The organism is Methyloversatilis discipulorum (assembly GCF_018780585.1).
GTDB classification, from domain to species: domain Bacteria; phylum Pseudomonadota; class Gammaproteobacteria; order Burkholderiales; family Rhodocyclaceae; genus Methyloversatilis; species Methyloversatilis discipulorum_B.
Genome location: NZ_JADMJL010000016.1, coordinates 247,752 through 267,676, shown reverse-complemented (window position 1 = coordinate 267,676; position 19,925 = coordinate 247,752). Strand labels below are relative to the sequence as shown.

The following is a 19,925-nucleotide window of genomic DNA, read 5'->3' as shown; positions in this document are numbered from 1 at the left end:
AGACAGACCTGTCTTGTTCAAGTATGTAGACAGACCTGTCTCTTTTCAACCCCCGGAGCCTTTGCCATGACCGACGCCCCCCGCCCGCCCCTGCCGCCCTTCACGTCCGAAACCGCTGCGCAGAAGGTGCGCGCCGCCGAAGACGGCTGGAACAGCCGCGACCCGCAACGCGTATCGCTCGCCTACACCGCCGACAGCCGCTGGCGCAACCGCTCGGAGTTCCTGCGCGGCCGCGCCGAGATCGTCGACTTCCTGACCCGCAAGTGGGCGAAGGAGCGCGAGTACCGGCTGATCAAGGAACTGTGGTGCACCGCCGGCAACCGCATCGCCGTGCGCTTCGCCTACGAATGGCAGGACGACGCCGGCAACTGGTTCCGCTCCTACGGCAACGAGAACTGGGAATTCGACGACAAGGGCCTGATGGCGCACCGCCACGCCAGCATCAACGACCTGGCGATCAGCGAGTCGGAACGCCTGTTCCGCTGGCCGCAGGGACGGCGTCCCGACGATCATCCCGGCCTGTCCGAACTGGGGCTCTGACGATGCAGCCGCCGGTGTCGCGAAAGTCGACGCGGGCCGGCGGTCGGCGGTAGATTGCAGGGCGCTGCGGCCGCGCCGCCCGCCCTTCAACGACCGCGAGATCCCATTCATGTCCAGCCCGCTCTTCCAGCCCTACGACCTCGGCGGCCTCAGGCTGTCCAACCGCATCGTCATCGCGCCGATGTGCCAGTACTCGGCCAGCGACGGCAACGCGACCGACTGGCACCTGATGCACATCGGCCAAATGGCGCTGTCGGGCGCCGGCCTGTTCGTGATCGAGGCGACTGCGGTCGAAGCCGACGGTCGGATTTCTGCCGCCGACCTCGGCCTGTGGAACGATGACAACGAAGCCGCACTGCGTCGCGTGCTCGACGGTGTGCGTGCCCACTCCAGCATGCCGATCGCGATCCAGCTCGGCCATGCCGGCCGCAAGGCTTCGGTGGCACGACCTTGGGAGGGTGGCGCACAGATCGCGCCGACCGCCGGCGGCTGGCAGACCGTGGCGCCCTCCTCGATCCCGCACGCCGCGCACGAGAACCCGCCACATTCACTCGACGCCGACGGCCTGCGCCGGGTGCGCACCGCCTTCGCCGACGCGGCAAAGCGCGCGGCGCGGCTCGAACTGGACGCCATCGAGGTGCACGGCGCACACGGCTATCTGCTGCACCAGTTCCTGTCGCCGCTGGCCAATGCACGTGATGACGCCTACGGCGGCACGCTCGAGAACCGGCTGCGCTTTCCGCTCGAGGTGTTCGACGCGGTGCGCGAAGCCTTCCCTCACGACCGGCCGGTCGGCATGCGCATTTCCGCCAGCGACTGGGTGGACGGCGGCTGGGACATCGAACAGAGCGTGGTCCTCGCGCAGGCGCTCAAGGCGCGCGGCGCGAGCTTCATCCACGTATCGAGCGGCGGCGTATCGACCGCGCAGCAGATTCCGCTCACGCCGGGCTATCAGGTCGCCTTCGCCGAACGCATCCGCGCCGAAACAGGACTGCCGACCATCGCGGTCGGCCTGATCACCGAGCCGGAGCACGCCGAAGCCATACTCGCCGCCGGCCAGGCCGACCTGATCGGCGTCGCCCGCGCGATGCTGTACGACCCGCGCTGGCCCTGGCATGCCGCAGCCAAGCTCGGCGCGCAGATCAAGGTAGCGCCACAGTATCTGCGCTGCGCACCGCGTGAGGTCGCCAGGCTGTTCGGATGAAAAAAAGCCAGGCACGAGGCCTGGCTCAAAGAAACGCCCGGTTGCCCGGGTCGAGGCGTGAAACTCAGATGCGGTTCATGCGGCGGCGGGCAACGAAGCCGACCATGCCCAGACCGGCCAGGAACATCGCGTACTCGGACGGTTCCGGCACGGCCGGGATCGGCGCGAAGCCTTCGAACATCGCGTTGCGCAACGGAGGATCGTCACCCGAAACGCTCGGCGCCTGTCGAATGCTGACGGCATTCGCGAGGTAGTCGAATTGAGTCGCGTTGGTCTTGATGACATACCACGCAGTGGTCGGATTACCCTCCTCGACCGAAATGTCAGTGCGGAAATCGACCACGTTGTCATCAAAAACGTCCGCCAGATTCGCCGGGCGCGTACGCGGCGAGTTGGAGTGCGCGACGCTCGAAACGCCGAAGTCAGACCCCGTCTGGAAATACCAGCCGACCGACACGTCGTAGCCGGCGAAGCCGCGTCGGAAAATGTCGTTGATCTCGACTTCGTACTCAAGGTCGCCCACTTCGACTTCGCCAACGAGGAGCTCGAAGCGCGACGCAAACAGCAAAGTGTTGTCGCTGTCGCTGCGGAAAACATAGTCGTAGAAGTTGCCGACATCGATACCGTCGTACAACACCGAACTTACCCGGGCTGCAGCACGCGTATAGCCTTCTGACGTCGGACTCCAACCAAAACCCAGCCACAACGGATCTTCGGTCACATCGTTCTGAGCAGTGATGCGAAGCTGTCCGGATTCAGGCAGTGCAACGAATGCGAGAGCGGAGCTCGATGCGAAGGCAGCAATAAGGGAAAGAGCGAGAACCTTGATTTTCATTTTTATCTCCTGAGAACTTCGGGGTAATTAAGCCTTGCGCTTGCATGCCGCCCACGCCGTCAGCGCGAGACCGCCAAGCAGCATTCCGTAGGTCGAGGGCTCCGGCACGGCAGGTACGTTGGTCGGCACAAAACCATAGAACTCGTTCCCGACCAGCGGCTGACCTTCTTCGCCGGCTTGGAAGATGCCTACAGCCCTGTTGGCCAGCGTGTAGTACTCGGCATCTGTCTTCACGAGGAATAGTCCGCTCGTCTGATTGCCCTCGGCACGATTGACGTCCGACTGCATGCGCACGGTGTCAGCGTCATAGCGACGGATCCCCGTCAGTGAAGTACTCGCGGTTTGTGCTGCGTTGTACATGCGCAGGTCGGACGGAACGGTGAAGAGCCATGCCGCCGCGGCAGAGAAAGCAGTGCCGTCTTCCTCGAAGCCAAAGCGATACAAGAAATTCAGCTCGGCGTTCTTCTGGTGGTCGTCCTCTACCCCAAGAAGTACGCGGGTGCCAAAAACGAGTTTGTTATCCCGCGAATCGCGGTAAACAAAATCGTAGAGATGACCGATCTTGGTGCTGCTGCCTGCAAACGTGATGTCCGGCGTATAGACGAAATCGAGCAGCGTGAGCGTGCCCGACCCAATGGGAGACAATGTTTCCGGTTGAAATGCCTGGTAATTTATGGTCAGGATAACTTCGGGATCCGAATCCGAACGCACGAACTGCCCCCGCGGCGCTGAAAGATACAGCGGGTCGTCGAACTGTGAATTTTGGCCGGCGACAAAACCTACGTTATTGGAAGGCGTCGTCGGGAGCAGTTGAAAGTCACCCGCGTGCACCGATACGGACATCGACACGAGCAAAGACGGAAAAATTATCTTGATACAATTCACAGCACCCTCCTTTAAAAATCAACAACAAAAGATCACCTGCCCGGCAAATCCAGCGTGTAGTTCATGGTCAGCCAGATCGCACGGGGAGCTCCAGGTCCGACAAAAGTGGTGTGCAACCAGTCATTCGAGTTGTAATTGAATCCGGCTCCATCACGCACACCCCAGCGTGTTGGCGCGAAAGGATTCAGGCCCAGGTCTCCTGCCGTTACGTAGTCCTTGTTGAACACGTTATCGACGCGAACACTCAACAGCAGTGAGGGGCTGAACCTGTAGGAAGAGATGAAGTTGAAGAAGGCGTACCCGGGGTTCTTTCCGCGTCCCACATAGCGCCGACCAGGCTCCATGGTAATGGTCGGATCATTGAGTGCCGCTGTGGGTTGCCCGTTTGAATCCGTCCCTACCGGCTCATGTTCGTTATTTTCATTACCCCGAACAAATGCGGAGGAATGAGCAATCATCGACAGCCCGATCTCGAACTTGTCCGAAACCTGGTAGCCCCAATTCAGGCGGAACGAATCCCGGGGAATTCCCGGAATCCGATCACCGGGTGAGATATTGAAGGTGTTGAGCAGCCCAGCTCGTGTCTCGGAACTGGAGTTCGAGCGGTTGACAAGCACCGCTTCGGATTCGTAAGTCGCATCGATCCGTGACCAGGACGCTCGGAAAGAGTGTTTGCCCGACTTGCCCTCAACCGAAAGTTCGAACCCCTGACGGAGCGTTTCGCCGAAGGTGTCGAAAACACCTCGGTTACGCGAACCCATCGAAACAAAAAGAATGTCGTCCTTGAGTTCAGTGCGGTAAACCGATGCGTTCCACCTTATCGAACCGTCGGGGATGGAGGACGAACCTCGAACACCCAATTCCACCGTGTGCGACCAGACCTGTGGGAGGAAAGGGTCACTCGAAAGCGCAGTGGGAATAGAACATCCGGGCGAGCTGCCCTGATTGATACCATCCGAGCTCTCGGACTCACGGTCCCGCGCACAGCCGAGCTCGATCGCCGACGGCACACGCGTCCCCTGGCTGTAGTTTGAATACAGATTCAGGTCCGGCTCCGGCAACCAGGACACGCCAACGGAGGGGTTCAGGCTCCGGTAGACGTAATCACCCGATGTACAGTAATAGCGTGCGCCAGCATCGTCATTCTCTGCGCCGCACCTTTCGTAATTTGGGCGATTGAAATATGCTTCATTGAACTGATAGAGCGGCCGCGGCCTGTCGGAAACGAGATAGTTCTTGACGTTTGTCCGGTTATGTCTGAGACCAAAATTCAGATGAAGATTCGGACGGATGCTCCAGATGTTGTTGAAGAAAACAGATTTCGAATCACTGCTGCCGGTCAAGTTGTTCCGGATGATCTTTCGACGCAGGGCTTCCAGCCCGATATCGTCGAACCTGTAAGGTTCCAGGATCACACTCCGGTCGTCCTGAATGAAGCCCAACATCTGCGACTGCTGAAAATCAACCGAATTCCTGTCCGCCGTTGCACCGAGAACAAGCTGGTTCGTTTCTGTAACGTGCGAATACTGGAGGGAAATTCCGTAGGACTTCTGGCTCGACTTTCCGAAATTGACGAGGCCGTTTGGCGTGAGGCCACCACAACCCGTCCCGTCAACCTCGATTGCACCATCAATGGCACTGAATCCGTCCGGGCACACCGACACATCCATTGCACCCGCACGCCTTATTGCCTGCGACCACTCGTCCCAGAAATCGCCACTGAATGAATTCTGCGTAACGTTTCTCTTATAGATCTGTGCAGACAGTGTCGAGTTGTCGGAGACATCGAAACGGCTGGAGACCGTAAAATGTGCAAGTTCATTCGACACGCGATCAGGCGACGTAAATACTTGACCCGGGTTTGAAGCGTAGCTCTCGATTGGAACGGTCCCGTTTCCGGTAAGACGATTGTCGGCAAACATGCCCGACACACCGACCGCGCCAAAGGACGTTTTTTTATCGACTCGACCGTAATATTGCGCGACATTCGACGGCGAGTTCTGCCTCCAGCCATCTTCCTCGAAATGGTTCAACGCGAAGAATCCACCGATCGAACCGTCGTTCCCGCCGATCGACATCTGTCGCTGAAGACGCCCCCAGCGGCCTGTCGTGACGGCAGCCGAGAATTTCTCCTCAGTGAACCCCGTTTTCGGAGAAAGCGACAGCGCGCCGCCGAGCGTATTGAGACCAAAAAGCGGATTCGAGCCCGGCATCAAGTCCATTCTTGAAATGGCATTGAGCGGAATCATGTCCCAATTCACCACTTCGCCGAACGGCTCGTTTATACGGACGCCGTCGAAATACACCGAAAGCCCTTGTGGGGTTCCGATCAGCGGCGAGGCTGAAAAGCCCCGGAAGACGAGATCCTGTTGAAACGGATTGCCCTGGTAGTCGTTCACGCTGACCGACTGCATCTGATTATTCAGAAAGTCGGTCAGGCCAATTGACTGCGATCGGGAAATATCCTCCGAGGTGGCGCTTTGCACATTGCTGGTCGTCTGCTCCTGATCGATCACCACGCCCGGCAGGGGCGTGATGATGCGCGGTGCGCGAATCTCGACCGGTGCCAGCTCGATCACCTCTTCCTCCTGCGCGATTGCGGTACCGGCGAACGGCCCTGCGGCCAGAGCGAGTGCCGCAAGCGACCTCGCCCCTCCTCTTCTTGTATGCCTTGTCATCGACCTCGATGTAGGACGGACTCCTACAGCGCCACGGGCTATTTGTTTCCCGTCTTGTACCGAGGCGCCTCACCCGGAAACAGGGAAAACATCCCGTGCGGATAACAAGGGGAAAACTTCCCGTTCGCCGGTTTCATTCCCGGGGAATGAACGCATGCCGAAGGCGTAGCGTCGATCGCGCGCGGGCCGCGGCCTGGTGCGGAAGGCGGGTCGGCGGCGCTGACCGGGACATCATCCCGGCATTGACGGGAACATTCCCGATAGGGTGACGACATACCTCATGGCAGCGGCCGTCGATTCAGCGCAAACGCGGTTCGCCAGCGGTTCGGTCGGACGGTCGGTGCTGAAGGGAAAAAGGACGGGAGGGAGGGGAGGCGGCTGCGCGGGGGGCATCCGGCCGGGCGTATCAGGGCAGGTCGACAGGCGCCGGCGCGATCATGGCGACGGCCGTCGCCGCCGGCCAGACTGCCGTCGCTGCACCCGGGGCAGGCGCAGCGACGGCGAACACCGCTCAGGCTTCGTCCGGCTCCGGGTCGTCCACGGCGGCGTCGCGTTGCGCGCGCAGCCGTTCGATCACGTCGGCCGGGGCGGCCGCCGGAATGCGCGGCGTCGGGCAGTCGACGTCGCCGCACTGCGCGCGGTGGCGCAGCGCGTGGTCCATCAGCACCAGTGCCAGCATGGCTTCCGCCACCGGCGTGGCGCGGATGCCGACGCAGGGGTCGTGCCGGCCGTGCGTGTTCACGATGACCGGGTTGCCGACCTTGTCGATCGAATGGCGGTCCAGGCGGATGCTGGAGGTGGGCTTGATGGCGATCGACACGCGCACGTCCTGCCCGGTCGAAATGCCGCCGAGCACGCCGCCGGCGTTGTTCGACAGGAAGCCCTGCGGCGACATTTCGTCCGAGTGCTCGGTGCCGCGCTGTTCGACGCTGGCGAAACCGGCGCCGATCTCCACACCCTTGACCGCGTTGATGCCCATCATCGCGTGCGCGATGTCGGCGTCGAGACGGTCGTACACCGGTTCGCCCCAACCGACCGGCACGCCGCTGGCAACGACATCGATCCGGGCACCGCAGGAATCGCCCGACTTGCGCAGCTGGTCCATGAACAGTTCGAGCTCGGGGACGATGGTGGCGTCCGGCGCGAAGAAGGGGTTGTTGGCGATCGCGTCGCGGTCGCGGTATTCGATGCGGATCGGGCCGAGCTGGCTCATCCAGCCGTGGATATCGATGCCGTAGCGCTCACGCAGCCACTTGCGGGCGATCGCGCCGGCCGCCACGCGCACCGCGGTCTCGCGCGCCGACGAGCGGCCGCCGCCACGGTGATCGCGGATGCCGTACTTCTGCCAGTAGCCGTAGTCGGCATGGCCCGGGCGGAAGGTTTCGGCGATGTTGCCGTAATCCTTCGAGCGCTGGTCCTGGTTGCGGATGAGCAGTGCGATCGGCGTGCCGGTGGTGACGCCCTCGAACACGCCGGACAGGATTTCCACTTCGTCGGGCTCGCGCCGCTGCGTCACATGGCGCGAGGTGCCGGGCTTGCGCCGGTCCAGTTCGGCCTGGATGTCGGCGGCGCTCAGCGCCAGCCCCGGCGGACAGCCGTCGACCACGCAGCCGATGGCCGGGCCATGCGATTCACCGAAGGAGGTGACACAGAAAAGCGTGCCCAAAGTATTGCCGGACATGGGAAAACCCGCGATTTTTCGAGGCGCAGAGTCTACCATGCAGGCCCGGCCGGCCCCGCCCGGCCCGACCGTATACATATAGATGACCACGCCCTTCGCCCTCGCCATCGTGCTGACCATCGTCGGCGGCCTCTGGCTGGACGCGCACGGCGCCACCTGGGCGCCGCACGTCGTCGCACTGTGGACCTGGGCATTGCTCGGCGTGCTCTGTCTGCGCGCCGCGCCCGAGCAGCGCGCACAGTGGATGGTCTGCCTCGCCTGGGCCACCTTCGGCGAGATCGTGCTGTCGCTGTGGTGGGGGGTGTACGACTACCGCCTCGGCAATCTGCCGCTGTTCGTGCCGCCGGGCCACGTGCTGCTTTACGCGCTCGGCGTGTGGCTAAGCGAACGCCTGCCGCACGGTGTGACCGACGCCGTGCCGCCGCTGGCGCTCGGCCTGGTGGCTGCCTGGGCGCTGTTCGGGGCCGACGGCATCAGCCTGCCGCTGTTCGCGCTCTACCTGCTCGCGCTGCGCTTCGGCCCGTCGCCGCGGCTGTACTCGACCATGTTCGTGCTGGCGCTGGCGATGGAACTGTACGGCACCGCGCTCGGCTGCTGGACCTGGCGGTCCGAAGTGCCCGGCCTGCCGCTGACGGCTGCCAACCCGCCGCTGGCGGCCGGCGCCTTCTACTGCGCACTCGACTGGCTGACCGGTCTGTACGCGCGCCGCGCGAGGACGCGCACCGCGCCGCTTGCCGACGCCCGGCGCGCCGGCTGATCCGCAGAGCGCATGTTCCCACCGCTCAGCGCCTCCCTGCCCGCCCTCGCTCGCCGCCTGCCGGGCGCCCTCGCCACCGTGCACCGCTGGCTGGGCATCGCCGGCTGCCTGCTGTTCGTCATGTGGTTCGGCTCCGGACTGGTGATGAGCGTGGTCGGCTTCCCCGCGCTGAGCGACGCCGAACGCCTGCACGGTCTGGGCGTGCTCGACGCGGCGCAGATCAGGGTGTCGCCGACCGCGGCGTTGCAGGCGGCCGACGTGCACAGTTTCCCGCGTCGCCTGTGGCTGGAGGCGCTGCCGCGCGAGGATGGCGGCAGCGAACCGGTCTGGCGCATGGCCATGGCCGACGGCGGACGACATGCCATCAGCGCGCGCAGCGGCGCACGCATCACCGCCATCGACGCCGCCCGGGCCGAAGCCATCGCACGCGCCTTCTCCGACCAGCCGGGCGCGCGCCACGTGGGCATCGTCGAACGCGACCAATGGACGGTGCTGGCGACGCTGGACCGCCAGCGCCCCTTCCACCGCATCGCGCTGGACGACGACGCCGGCACCGAGCTCTACGTGTCGGCACGCAGCGGCGAGGTGGTGCGCGACAGCACCCAGCGCGAGCGCCTCTGGAACTGGGTCGGCGCCGTGCCACACTGGTTCTACTTCACGCCGCTACGCGAACAGTCGGCGCTGTGGCGGCAGACGCTGCTGTGGGTGTCCGGCATCTGCTGCATTTCGGCATTGAGCGGACTGCTGCTGGGGGTGCTGCGGCTGCGCCGGCGGGCGCCGCTCAGCCCCTTCTCCGGCTGGATGAAGCTGCACCATCTGGTCGGTCTGGGCGGCGGTCTGTTCGTGCTCGCCTGGATGGTCAGCGGCTGGCTGTCGATGTCGCCCGGCGACTGGCTGCGCAACACGCCGCCGGGCAACGCAGCGATGGCACGCTACACCGGCAGCGTGGCCGCCACGTTTCCGTGGCCGCACGAGACACAGGCGCTGGCGCCGCTGTTCGCCGAGGCGGACTGGAAGGAGGTGCAGCTCTACTGGGTGCGCGGTCAGGCTCGCATGACGCTCACCGCCGGCAACGGCTTCCGGCGCAGCGTGGACATGCCCGACCTCGGCCACCCCGACGTGACCGAACACCACGCCGAGGCGGTGGCACGCGCGCTGATCCCGGACGCGCGGCTGGCGGCGATCGAACGCCTGATCCACGAGGACGCCTGGTGGTACGCCCGACGCGACGCGAAGGAGCTGCCGGTGTGGCGCGTGAAACTGGAGGACGACGCGGAGACCTGGGTGCATATCGACGCGCTCGACGGTCGCCTGCTCGGCACGCTGGACCGCGACGCCCGCCTGCGCCGCTGGCTGTTCAATGCGCCGCACAGCTTCGAACTGCCGGCGCTGGCCGGGCGCCCCGCCCTGCGCTACGCGCTGCTGTGGCTGGCCGCGCTGGCCGGCCTCACCCTGTCGGTCAGCGCCGTGGCGATCGCCGCCCGACGCCTGACGCGCCCCCGCGTCGATCGCTGAACGGCGGGCGCCGCGCTCACAGGCCGGTCATTCGCCTGACCGCGGCGAAGTACAGCCGGTAGGGCAGCAGCCGCAGCACGCGCAGCCAGCCAGTGAAGCGCTTCGGAAAATGGATGTGGAAATCGCCACGCGCCAGGCCGGTGAGGATGTGGCCGGCGGCCTCGTCGGCGCTGATCAGCGCCGGCATCGTGAAGTCATTCTGCGCGGTCAGCGGCGTTTCGACGAAGCCCGGGCACACGAGATGCACACCCAGCCCGCGCGGACGCACGTCCATGTACAGCACCTCGGCGAAGTTGATCAGCGCCGCCTTGCTCGCGCCGTAGACCAGCGCCTTCGGCAATCCCCGGTAGCCAGCGACGCTGGACACGATGACCAGCGCACCGGACTGCTGCACCAGCATGCCGGGCAGCACCGCGGCGCAGCCGTGCATGACGGCGGCGACGTTGGTGCGCAGCGTGGCGTCGACATCGTCGTCGTCCAGTTCCCAGGCGCGTACCGGACGGTAGCGCGCAGCGACGAAGAACACCGCGTCGATGCCGCCCCAGCACGCCCACAACTCGGCGGCGCCTCGGGCCAGCGCCCCCGGCTCGCTCACATCCATCGGAAGCTGCAGCACGTTCGGCGCGCGACCGGCCACCTCGGCCAGTCGCGCCGCGTCGCGCGCGGTCAGGGCGACGCGCGCGCCGGCGTCGATCAGCCGGCGCGCCAGTGCGGCGCCAATGCCGCTCGACGCGCCGATCAGCCAGACGCGCTTGCCTGCCCAATCCTTCAAGGGCGGATTCAGCGGCGCGAACATCACGGCGCGCCGCGGGTGAAGGACAGCGTCACCTCGCCCAGATGGACGCCGAACTTGCTCATCGCCGAGCGGTTCAGCATCACCTTGTCGTCGATCAGATACATCCAGTCGTCGAAGTCGACGTTGTAGACCTTGTCGTCCACCGGCAGCGCGAGCACGTAGCGCCAGCGCAGCGCATTGCCGCTCGCCTCGCCGGTCGCCTCGCCGACCACGTCGTCGGCCCGACCGCTGTAGCGGCCATCGCCCAGATGGCGCAGCGTCCACACCCGCCGCGTCTGCGTGCCGTCGCTCCACTCGAAGCGCTCGTCCAGCGTGCCGGTGTCACCCTGCCAGCGGGCGTCGATGCGGACGACGAAACGCTTGATCACCTCGCCGCTGCGGTCCTGGAACATGCCCCAACCGGTCACCGGGCCGTTGAAATACTGCTTCAGATCGAGCACCGGCTTCTGCGCCGCGTACTTCTCCACCGGCACACCACCGCAGCCGGCCAACGCGGCCAGCCCGAGCACCGACAACAGCCGGCACAGCATTTTCTTCATGATGAAGCTCCTTGCAGATCGGGTTCGAGCCGGCGCGTGCCGGCCCACAGCAGACAGAGCGCCGCCGCCTTCAGCAGCAGCGGCAACAGCGCATAGACGGCGGTCAGCGCGGCGCGCGCCTCGTCGCCCTGCTCACCCGGCCGGTAGCCGAGCAGCGCCAGCGCAGGCAAGGCGACGCCGGCGGCCAGCGCAAGGTTGAGCTTGGTGACGAAGGTCCATACACCGAAGCTGCCGCCGGCCGGCAGCGGCTCCTCGCGCCGCGCGATCAGACCCGCCAGCAGCGCTGGCGGCAGCGCGAGGTCGGCGCCCAATGCGATGCCCGAGCCGACGCAGATGAGCATGAAGGCGGTGGCGTCGCCCGGTCCGAGCGTCCATGCCCAGCCGAACACGGCGATCGCCAGCAGCATCGACGCGGCCCAGCTGCGCGCGCGGCCGATGCGGTCGGCCAGCCGCGTCCACAGCGGCAGCGCCAGCACGCCGGCGACGAAGTAGAGCGCCAGGAAAAGACCTTCGCGCTCCGGCGCCTGCAGCACGTCGGCGATGAAGAAGAGCACCAGCGTGCCGGGCACCGCCGCAGCGATGCCATTGAGCGCGAACACCGCGAGCAGGCGGCGGAAGCGCGCGTGCCGCATCACCTCGCGCAGGGTCACCAGCAGCGGCTGCGCGACTGCCTGCGGCCGCAGATCAGGTACCGTGGTCGTGGTCAGCAGCGCGGCCAGCGCCAGCCAGGGCAACCAGTACAGCGCTGCGCGCCACAGGCCGGTCGGTGCGTCGTCGGCCAGCAGACCGGGTGCGACCGACGCCGCGACCACGCCGACCAGTGCCCAGCCCTCGCGCGAGGCCACCAGGCGCGTACCCAGCGCCGGCGTGGTCGACAGCTCGGCGCCCCAGGCCGAGTAATTAATCGTGGCGATGCTGTAGCCGGCATAGACCAGCAGCAGCGCGCCGACCAGCCAGAGCAGCGGGTCGATGCCGGCCAGCGGTTTCACCAGCGCGGGCAGTCCGACCGCCAGCGGCAGCAGCCCGAGCAGCACGATGAGGCGACGCCCGCGCGCGCGATCGCCAGCGGCGCCGATCAACGGGTCGGCCAGCGCATCGACCAGACGCGCGGCGAACAGCACGACGCCCAGCAGCGTCAGCGACACGCCGTAATGTTCGGCATACAGCTTCGGAATATGGATGTAGATCGGCAGCGCGGCGGCCGCCAGTGGCGCACCGAGCAGGCCGTAGGCGAATACCCGCGCGGTGTTCACCGCGCCTGCCCGGCCTCGGCCAGCAGCTTCGCGCGCAGCGCTGGCTCGCGCGTGCGCGGATCGAGCCAGATCGCGAAGAAGGCGTCCGACAGCGCGCGATCGTCGACCGCCGGCAGCGCCCGCCCCTGGTGAAAGAAGCGTGCGCTGCCGTCGGCCAGCTTGACGCCGGTGATCACCTCGCCCGCCTTCACGTCCGGAAATACGCGGGCCAGCACCTCGTGCCAGCGCGCGATCTTCGCGTCGTCGCGCTCGCCCAGGCGGCGGATTTCGTCGATGCTGGCGCGCGCCAGCCGCACGCCGTCGAAGTCGCGGGCGTAGCGCAGGCTCAGCGCGAAGCCGCCATCCGGCTGGTAACGGCCACCACTCACCCACAGCGTCGCGTCGTACAGCTTGAGACCGAACCAGCGCATCTCGCCGCTACCCAGCGGCTTCGGATCGTCGAGCAGATCGACCACGCCCGCCGGCGGCTGTGCGAATGCGCAGGCCGAAGCGAACAGCAGCGCGCAGAGCAGACGCCTGATCACGGCTTCACCAGGTGGAACTGGTGCACGTCGATCGACCCGGCGCGGAAGCCCGCCTCGCAGTACGCGAGGTAGAAGCGCCACAGCCGCTGGAAGCGGGTATCGAAGCCGAGCGCGCGCAAGGCGTCGGTGTGCTGCTCGAAGGTTTCGCGCCAGCGTGCCAGCGTGATCGCGTAGTCGATGCCGAAGCGGTAGTCGTCACGCAGCTTCAGACCGGCGCGCTGTGCCCGGTCCACGAACACCGACGGCGACGGCAGCATGCCGCCGGGGAACACGTACTGCTGGATGAAGTCGGTGCCCTTGCGGTAACGCGGGAACAGATCGTCGGCGATGCTTATGGTCTGCACCACCGCTTCGCCGCCGACCGTGAGCAGGCCGTTCAGCTTGGCGAAATAGGTCGGCCACCAGCGCTCGCCGACCGCCTCCAGCATTTCGATCGACACGATGCGGCTGACCTGGCCACGCAGGTCGCGGTAGTCACACAGTTCGAAGCTGGCCCGGTCGGCGAAGCCGCCGCGCTGGGCCCGTTCGCGCGCCCACGCCAGTTGCGCCGGCGACAGCGTCACGCCGTGCACGTAGGCGCCGTTGTCCCGCGCCGCCACTTCGGCAAAGCCGCCCCAGCCGCAACCGATCTCGATCACCGGCTGATCGCGCTGCAGGCGCAGCACGCGGGCGATGCGCGCGTACTTGGCGTGTTGGGCGGCCGCCAGATCGCGCTGGGCGTCGCCTTCGAACAAGGCGCTCGAGTACGTCATGCTGCGGTCCAGCCACAGCGCGTAGAAATCGTTGCCCAGATCGTAGTGCGCCATGATGTTGCGGCGGCTTCCGCTGCGCGTGTTGGCGCGGCAGAGGTGGCGGATGCGGGCCAGCGCCAGCGCCAGCAGATTGCCGTGTATGGCGCGCCCGAGCGCCTCCCGGTTCAGCGCGAACAGTGTGAGCACGCGCGCCAGGTGGTCGCTGTCCCACAACCCGTCGAACCAGGCTTCGCCAAGGCCGATGTCACCGCGCGCGATGACGTGATCGAAGGTGGCCCAGTCTTTCACCCGCATCTCCACCGGCTCGCCGTGGTGGCCGAAGGACAGCAGTTCGCCGTTAGGCAGCGTCATCAGCAGCCAGCCGTGTTCGATGCGCTCCAGCAGCCGGCACACCTGACGTGCGGCGAACGGCAGCGCATTCCGGCGCTCGAGCGAAATCAGGACGTCGGGCTGATTCATCGGGTCATTTCCTGTACGGGAGGTTGCGGTTTGCTGAAGAAGGGCACGCGCGCGCGCCACAGATGGAAGGCCTGCACGTGGATGCGCGCGATCACCGCCAGCGTCATCAGCGGGTGCGCGGCCAGTGCGCGCCAGGCGGCAGCCCGGCTCATGGTTTCGGCACGACCGGACACGCGTGTGCGCAGCCGGCGTTCACCGCCGTCGTGGTAGTCGATGGCCACCGCGTGCAGATCACCCCGCCGATCGAAGCGGAAGCGGTAGCTGCCGCTGACCGGGAAGAAGGGCGATACGTGAAACACCTTGCGCGTCTCCATCCACTCGCCGTCGCCGATCGGCCGACCGTCGGCGTGCGCGACCAGGTAATCGTGACGCTCGCCGAAGGTGTTGTTCACTTCGCACAGCACAGCGCGCAGCGCACCGGCACGGTCATGGCAGAACCAGAAGCTGACCGGGTTGAACACGTAGCCGAACAGCCGCGGCATGGTCTGCAGCACCACTTCGCCGTCGGCGCAGCCCAGACCTTCACGTGCCAGCAGCGCGCGTATCCAGAGCAACGGGTGTGAGCCGTCGCGCGCGCCGTGGTCGCGGTAGTGAAAGGACAGCGGCGCCCAGCGGTTCAGCGCCAGCATCGGCACCGGCTGCCGGCCAAGACGGCTCAGCGCGATGCGCAGGAAGAACAGGCGGTAGGCGAAGCGGGTGCGCACCGGCGTCGCGCGGGCGTGCATGACCGCGCCGCGACAGAGGCTGACCGCCACCACATCGCTCATGCGGCCAGCACCTCGCCGCTGCGCTGCCACGGAATGTCTGCGCCCAGGTGACGGGCGACGCGCACCGCCGAGGCGAGGCCGTCTTCGTGGAAGCCGTAGCCGGTCCACGCGCCGCAGTACCACAGGCGATCGCGCCCCTGGATTTCCGGCAGCCGCGCCTGCGCGTCGATGGCCGGACCATCGAACAGCGGATGCGCGTAATCGATGCGGGCGATCACGCGGGCGGGGTCCGGCTCGATGAACGGGTTCAGCGACACCACCACCGGCTGCTCGAAAGGCAGCGGCTGCAGCCGGTTCATCAGGTAGGACACGCTGACCGGCCGGCTGTCCGGCGCGCCGACGCCTGCCATGTAGTTCCACGACGACCAGACGCGGCGGTTGCGCGGCAGCAACGCCGTGTCGGTGTGCAGCACCGCATGATTGGGCTGGTAGCGGATGGCGCCCAGCAGACGCCGCTCGGACGCCGTCGCCGTATCGCCGAGCAGCGCCAGCGCCTCGTCCGAATGACAGGCCAGCACCACCTGGTCGTAGCGTTCGAGCACGCCAGCCGCCTGCACCAGCACGCCATCGGATACGCGCTGCAGACCCTTTACGGCCGACGCACGGCGCACGTCCTGCAGCGAGGCCGCCAGGCGCTTCACATACTCGCGCGACCCGCCGCGCACGGTGAGCCATTGCGGCCGGTCGTTCACCCGCAGCAGACCGTGGTTGTGACAGAAGCGCGCAAAGGTGGCGAGCGGATAGCTCATCATGGTCTGCGTCGGACAGGACCAGATGGCCGCCGCCATCGGCAGCAGATACCAGTCGCGGAAAGCGTCGCCGTAACGGTTGCGCACCAGGAACTCGCCGAGCGAAATGTGTTCGGCGGTGCCATTGGCCGCCCTCTCGGTGACTGACGAATTGAAGCGCAGGATGTCCTGCAGCATGCCCCAGAAGCGCGGGCGCGCCAGGTTCGCTGGCTGCGCGAACACGCTGGCCAGATTGGTACCGGCCCACTCGATGTCCGGCTCGCGCAGCGACACGCCGAAGGACATGTCGCTGTCGGCGATCGACACGCCGAGCAGCGAGAACAGTCCGCACAAATGCGGATAGGTGTCGCGATTGAACACGATGAAGCCGGTGTCGACCGGATGGCTCACGCCGTCGATCTCGACATCCACCGTGTTCGAGTGACCGCCCAGGCGGCCCTCCTGCTCATACAGCGTCACCTCGTGCCGGCGCGACAGCAACCAGGCTGCCGACAGGCCCGAAATGCCTGCCCCCACGACCGCAATCTTCATTCTTTTCTGCCTCCAGCCCACCGCTACACGCGAACGCGCGTTATGGATTCACCTGCGCGGATTCACCCGCTCGAATTTGCGTGTGCGATCCGCCGATCTGCGTCATCTGCCCAGAGCCGCTTCGATCTCGCGCAGCAGCACGTTCGAATCGGGTGCCACGTTGCTGGGGAAAGCGGTCACCGTCCGGCCGTCGCGCCCGATCAGGTATTTGTGGAAGTTCCACGCCGGCTCCGAACCCGAGGCCTTCGCCAGATCGGCGTAGAAGGGGTGGCGCTGCGCGCCCCTGACCGAGGTCTTCGAGAACATCGGAAACTTGACGCCATAGGTCATGCTGCAGAACTCGGCGATGTCCTTGTCGCTTCCCGGCTCCTGGTTGCCGAAGTCGTTCGACGGGAAGCCGAGCACGGTCAGGCCGCGTTTGCCGTAGCTGTCCTGCAGCTTCTCCAGCCCGGCGTACTGGCCGGTATAGCCACAGCGACTGGCGGTGTTGACCACCAGCAGCACGCGGCCGCTGTATTCGCACAGCGAACGCGGCTTGCCGTCGAGCAGGCCGGGAATCGAACGATCGAGCAGCGTCGGACAGGCGTCGGCCGCAGCCGCAGTCATCGAAGTCAAGGTCGTCATCAGCGCGAAGACGATGCGCAGACCGTCAGCGCGCAGCACGGGCCGACTCGCAGCAGCGCGCCGAAGCATCGACGATGAGGTGCGCCGGGAAGTAGGCACCGGTTGCGGCGCGGTGCAGATGAACCAGCGCATCGGTCTGGCTCGATGCCGGCCGCGTCGTCGCAGACGTGTTCGACGTTGGCGCCGCCGCGGGCTCGTGCACGACCGGCTCGCCGGCCGACGGCATGACTGCCCACGCGGACACGCTGAACAGCATCGCCATCGCGCTTCCTGCACTTTTCATTGTCTTCATACCGCCCCCTTTTTGTCCTGGACAAAACAAGACTCAAGCCGTAATCTAGGACTCATGAGTCGCCATGTCAACGATTTGTCCAGGACAAAATGAGTGCTCACGCATCAGGACTGTCCCTGCTGACCATCAGCGCGGTGGAGCGGGAGACCGGCCTTCTGAAAGACACGCTGCGCGTATGGGAACGTCGCTACGGTTTCCCCAAACCCATCCGCGACGAGGCCGGCGAGCGGCTGTACTCGCTCGAAGACGTCGGCAAGCTGCGCCTGATACGCCGCCTGATGGACCAGGGCTGGCGCCCCGGCAAGCTGCTGGCGGCCAGCGCGGCCGAACTGCAGCTCATCATCGAGGCCGAGCAGGCCTCACGCGTGCCGGCGCTGCTGGCCGGCGAAATACTCGACGCCATTCGCAGCCACGACGTCGAGGCATTGCGCCGGGTGTTCCAGCAGACGCTGCTGGAAAAGGGCTTGCAGGGGCTGGTCACCGATCTGGTCGCGCCGCTCAACGTGGACATCGGTGAAGCGTGGATGCGCGGCGACATCGGGGTGCCGGACGAGCACTTCTACACCGAACAGACGCAGTCCTTCCTGCGCGGAACGCTGGCCAGTTACGCGCGCACCGGCAAGCCGCCGCGCGTGCTGCTGACCACGCTGCCGGAGGAGGAACACGCGCTGGGCCTGCTGATGGTCGAGGTGATGCTGACCGCCGAAGGTGCGCAGTGCTGTTCGCTCGGGCCTCGCATGCCACTGGCCGACATCCGCACCTCTGCCCTCACTGCCAGCGCCGACATCGTGGCGCTGTCCTTCAGTTCCGCCTTCCCGGTGCGCCAGGCCATTGCCGGCATCCGCACGCTGCGCGAAGCGCTGCTGCCGACAGTGGAACTGTGGGTCGGCGGTGCCGGTGCGCGCGACAAGCTGCGCAACGAAGCGGGCGTGCGCGTGATACGCGGCATCGGCGACGTCGGGCCCGCTGTCCGCGCCTGGCGGGACGCCCACGCCAGCCACTGAACCGGGACGACGGGAAACACGCGCTTTTCCGGCGATCCGCCGGCGTCCATCCATGATTGAATAGGCAGCTGCGTAGCGGCCGGCTTGCGTCGCGCATGCGCGGACCTCGCCACGCGGACGACGGAAGCGGGATGCGGCCACAAGCTGTCATCGGCCTGACTTCTGCTCGCGTAAAATGCTTTTTTCTTCAGGAGCCCTTCATGCTCTATCCCGAACTGTTCAAGTCACTCGAATCCGCCCGCTGGGACATGGCGAAAGACGTGCCCTGGGACAGTTTCGACGCCGCCCTGCTGTCCGACGAGCAGGCGATGACGATCAAGATGAACGCCATCACCGAATGGTCGGCGCTGCCGGCCACCGAAATGTTCCTGCGCGACAACCGCGACGATTCCGACTTCTCGGCCTTCATGTCGATCTGGTTCTACGAGGAACAGAAGCACTCGCTGGTGCTGATCGAATACCTGCGCCGCTTCCGCCCGGAACTGGCGCCGACCGAAGAGGAACTGCACGAGGTGCGCTTCGAGTTCGACCCGGCGCCGGCGCTGGAAACGCTGATGCTGCACTTCTGCGGCGAGGTGCGCCTGACCCAGTGGTACCGCCGCGCCTCCGAGTGGCATACCGAGCCGGTGATCAAGCACATCTACGACCTGCTGTCGCGCGACGAGGCGCGTCATGGCGGCGCCTATCTGAAGTACATGAAGCGGGCGATCGATCAGGCGGGCGACGCCGCGCGCGCCGCGTTCTCGAAGATCGGCATGCTGATGGCCGCCAGCGGCCGCGCCGGCAAGCCGATGCACCCGACCAATCTGCACGTGAGCAAGGCGCACTTCCCGCGCGACACCGTGCAGTCGCGCCTGCCCGATCCGGAGTGGCTGGAGCGCTGGCTGGACGAGCAGATCCGCTTCGACAAGGACTGCGAGGCACGCGTGATCGGCGGCATCCTGCGCAACCTCAGTTCGCTGTTCGGCGAAAGCTTCAAGACGGTGGGCGACCTGAACCGCTTCCGCAAGCAGTACGCCGGCGCCGCCTGATGCAGGGCGGCACGCCGGCCTTCGAAGCCAAGATCTGCTCGCCGGACGAGCTCACGGCGCGCCGCCGTGAGCTGCCGGGTCCGGTGGTGTTCACCAACGGCTGTTTCGACATCCTGCACCGCGGCCACGTCACCTGCCTGGCGCAGGCGCGTGCGCTCGGCGGCTCGCTCATCGTCGCGCTGAACACCGACGCGTCGGTGAAGCGCCAGGGCAAGGGCGAGGACCGTCCGGTCAATGCGCTGGAAGACCGCGCGGCGGTGATCGCCGCGCTGGAATCGGTCAGTCTGGTCACCTGGTTCGATGCCGACACGCCGCTCGACCTGATCAAGGCCTGCACGCCGGACGTGCTGGTCAAGGGTGGCGACTGGCCGGTCGAGCGCATCGTCGGTGCTACCGAGGTGCTGGCGCGCGGCGGCCGGGTCGAATCGATCGCCTTCGAACACGAGCGTTCGACCACCGCGCTGCTCCGTAAGATACGCAGCCTGTGACTGCACCGTTACGGTGCATCT

The 19,925-nt window shown here is 66.1% G+C and carries 20 protein-coding genes; 7 read left to right on the top strand and 13 right to left on the bottom strand.

The genetic code is table 11. From position 1 onward, the window contains the following. The first annotated feature begins 66 nt into the window (after positions 1-66). The gene (locus IV112_RS07305; protein WP_020165351.1) at positions 67-540 is read left to right on the top strand and encodes a DUF1348 family protein; all 474 of its coding nucleotides are present in this window, start codon (positions 67-69) and stop codon (positions 538-540) included. Between the two features lie 109 nt (positions 541-649). Beyond that, entirely contained in the window at positions 650-1,744 is a 1,095-nt protein-coding gene (locus IV112_RS07300) for an NADH:flavin oxidoreductase/NADH oxidase (protein WP_296812652.1), read from the top strand. Positions 1,745-1,808: 64 nt separating this feature from the next. On the opposite strand, the gene IV112_RS07295 is transcribed toward IV112_RS07300, so the two are convergent. The 4 genes from IV112_RS07295 to aroC form a co-directional block, all read right to left on the bottom strand. Then, positions 1,809-2,579, bottom strand: coding sequence for a PEP-CTERM sorting domain-containing protein (locus tag IV112_RS07295; protein WP_304002357.1), 771 nt, complete (start codon positions 2,577-2,579; stop codon positions 1,809-1,811). Between the two features lie 27 nt (positions 2,580-2,606). After that, complete coding sequence (locus IV112_RS07290) at positions 2,607-3,464, bottom strand: PEP-CTERM sorting domain-containing protein (RefSeq protein WP_304002354.1); 858 nt, start codon at positions 3,462-3,464, stop codon at positions 2,607-2,609. A 32-nt stretch (positions 3,465-3,496) separates the two neighbouring features. Then, entirely contained in the window at positions 3,497-6,043 is a 2,547-nt protein-coding gene (locus IV112_RS07285) for a TonB-dependent receptor (protein WP_304002351.1), read from the bottom strand. Between the two features lie 610 nt (positions 6,044-6,653). After that, complete coding sequence (aroC, locus tag IV112_RS07280) at positions 6,654-7,823, bottom strand: chorismate synthase (protein ID WP_304002349.1); 1,170 nt, start codon at positions 7,821-7,823, stop codon at positions 6,654-6,656. 82 nt (positions 7,824-7,905) lie between these two features. Here aroC and IV112_RS07275 point away from each other — a divergent pair, with 82 nt between their 5' ends. Further along, the gene (locus tag IV112_RS07275; protein WP_304002346.1) at positions 7,906-8,580 is read left to right on the top strand and encodes a hypothetical protein; all 675 of its coding nucleotides are present in this window, start codon (positions 7,906-7,908) and stop codon (positions 8,578-8,580) included. A 12-nt stretch (positions 8,581-8,592) separates the two neighbouring features. Further along, positions 8,593-10,095, top strand: coding sequence for a hypothetical protein (locus IV112_RS07270; RefSeq protein WP_304002345.1), 1,503 nt, complete (start codon positions 8,593-8,595; stop codon positions 10,093-10,095). Between the two features lie 16 nt (positions 10,096-10,111). On the opposite strand, the gene IV112_RS07265 is transcribed toward IV112_RS07270, so the two are convergent. The 9 genes from IV112_RS07265 to IV112_RS07225 form a co-directional block, all read right to left on the bottom strand. Continuing rightward, complete coding sequence (locus IV112_RS07265; RefSeq protein ID WP_304002342.1) at positions 10,112-10,891, bottom strand: SDR family NAD(P)-dependent oxidoreductase; 780 nt, start codon at positions 10,889-10,891, stop codon at positions 10,112-10,114. Next, positions 10,891-11,430 carry a DUF3833 domain-containing protein gene (locus IV112_RS07260; RefSeq protein WP_304002340.1) on the bottom strand — a complete coding sequence of 180 codons (540 nt, stop codon included), beginning with the start codon at positions 11,428-11,430 and terminating at the stop codon, positions 10,891-10,893. The genes IV112_RS07265 and IV112_RS07260 overlap by 1 nt, the downstream gene beginning before the upstream one ends. Continuing rightward, positions 11,427-12,683, bottom strand: coding sequence for an MFS transporter (locus IV112_RS07255; protein WP_304002338.1), 1,257 nt, complete (start codon positions 12,681-12,683; stop codon positions 11,427-11,429). Before IV112_RS07255 ends, IV112_RS07260 begins: the two co-directional genes overlap by 4 nt. Next, entirely contained in the window at positions 12,680-13,207 is a 528-nt protein-coding gene (locus IV112_RS07250) for a hypothetical protein (RefSeq protein WP_304002335.1), read from the bottom strand. Before IV112_RS07250 ends, IV112_RS07255 begins: the two co-directional genes overlap by 4 nt. Continuing rightward, positions 13,204-14,418, bottom strand: coding sequence for an SAM-dependent methyltransferase (locus IV112_RS07245; protein WP_304002332.1), 1,215 nt, complete (start codon positions 14,416-14,418; stop codon positions 13,204-13,206). Before IV112_RS07245 ends, IV112_RS07250 begins: the two co-directional genes overlap by 4 nt. Further along, positions 14,415-15,185, bottom strand: coding sequence for a DUF1365 domain-containing protein (locus IV112_RS07240; RefSeq protein ID WP_304002328.1), 771 nt, complete (start codon positions 15,183-15,185; stop codon positions 14,415-14,417). The genes IV112_RS07245 and IV112_RS07240 overlap by 4 nt, the downstream gene beginning before the upstream one ends. After that, a complete protein-coding gene (locus IV112_RS07235) occupies positions 15,182-16,465 on the bottom strand; it encodes an NAD(P)/FAD-dependent oxidoreductase (protein ID WP_304002326.1) in 1,284 nt (427 codons plus the stop codon). Before IV112_RS07235 ends, IV112_RS07240 begins: the two co-directional genes overlap by 4 nt. A 102-nt stretch (positions 16,466-16,567) precedes the next feature. Then, entirely contained in the window at positions 16,568-17,128 is a 561-nt protein-coding gene (locus IV112_RS07230) for a glutathione peroxidase (protein ID WP_304002323.1), read from the bottom strand. Next, on the bottom strand, positions 17,115-17,372 hold the full coding sequence (locus IV112_RS07225) for a hypothetical protein (RefSeq protein WP_304002322.1): 258 nt from the start codon (positions 17,370-17,372) through the stop codon (positions 17,115-17,117). The genes IV112_RS07230 and IV112_RS07225 overlap by 14 nt, the downstream gene beginning before the upstream one ends. Before the next feature lie 98 nt (positions 17,373-17,470). Between IV112_RS07225 and IV112_RS07220 the strand changes: the two genes are divergently transcribed. The 3 genes from IV112_RS07220 to rfaE2 all read left to right on the top strand — a co-directional run bounded on the left by IV112_RS07220 (position 17,471) and on the right by rfaE2 (position 19,904). Then, positions 17,471-18,385 (top strand): MerR family transcriptional regulator, encoded by a 915-nt coding sequence (locus IV112_RS07220; RefSeq protein WP_304002320.1) that lies wholly within the window; start codon positions 17,471-17,473, stop codon positions 18,383-18,385. A 200-nt stretch (positions 18,386-18,585) separates the two neighbouring features. Further along, positions 18,586-19,416, top strand: coding sequence for a ferritin (locus tag IV112_RS07215; protein ID WP_019917402.1), 831 nt, complete (start codon positions 18,586-18,588; stop codon positions 19,414-19,416). Continuing rightward, complete coding sequence (gene rfaE2 / locus IV112_RS07210) at positions 19,416-19,904, top strand: D-glycero-beta-D-manno-heptose 1-phosphate adenylyltransferase (RefSeq protein WP_304002317.1); 489 nt, start codon at positions 19,416-19,418, stop codon at positions 19,902-19,904. The genes IV112_RS07215 and rfaE2 overlap by 1 nt, the downstream gene beginning before the upstream one ends. Positions 19,905-19,925: the final 21 nt, after the last annotated feature.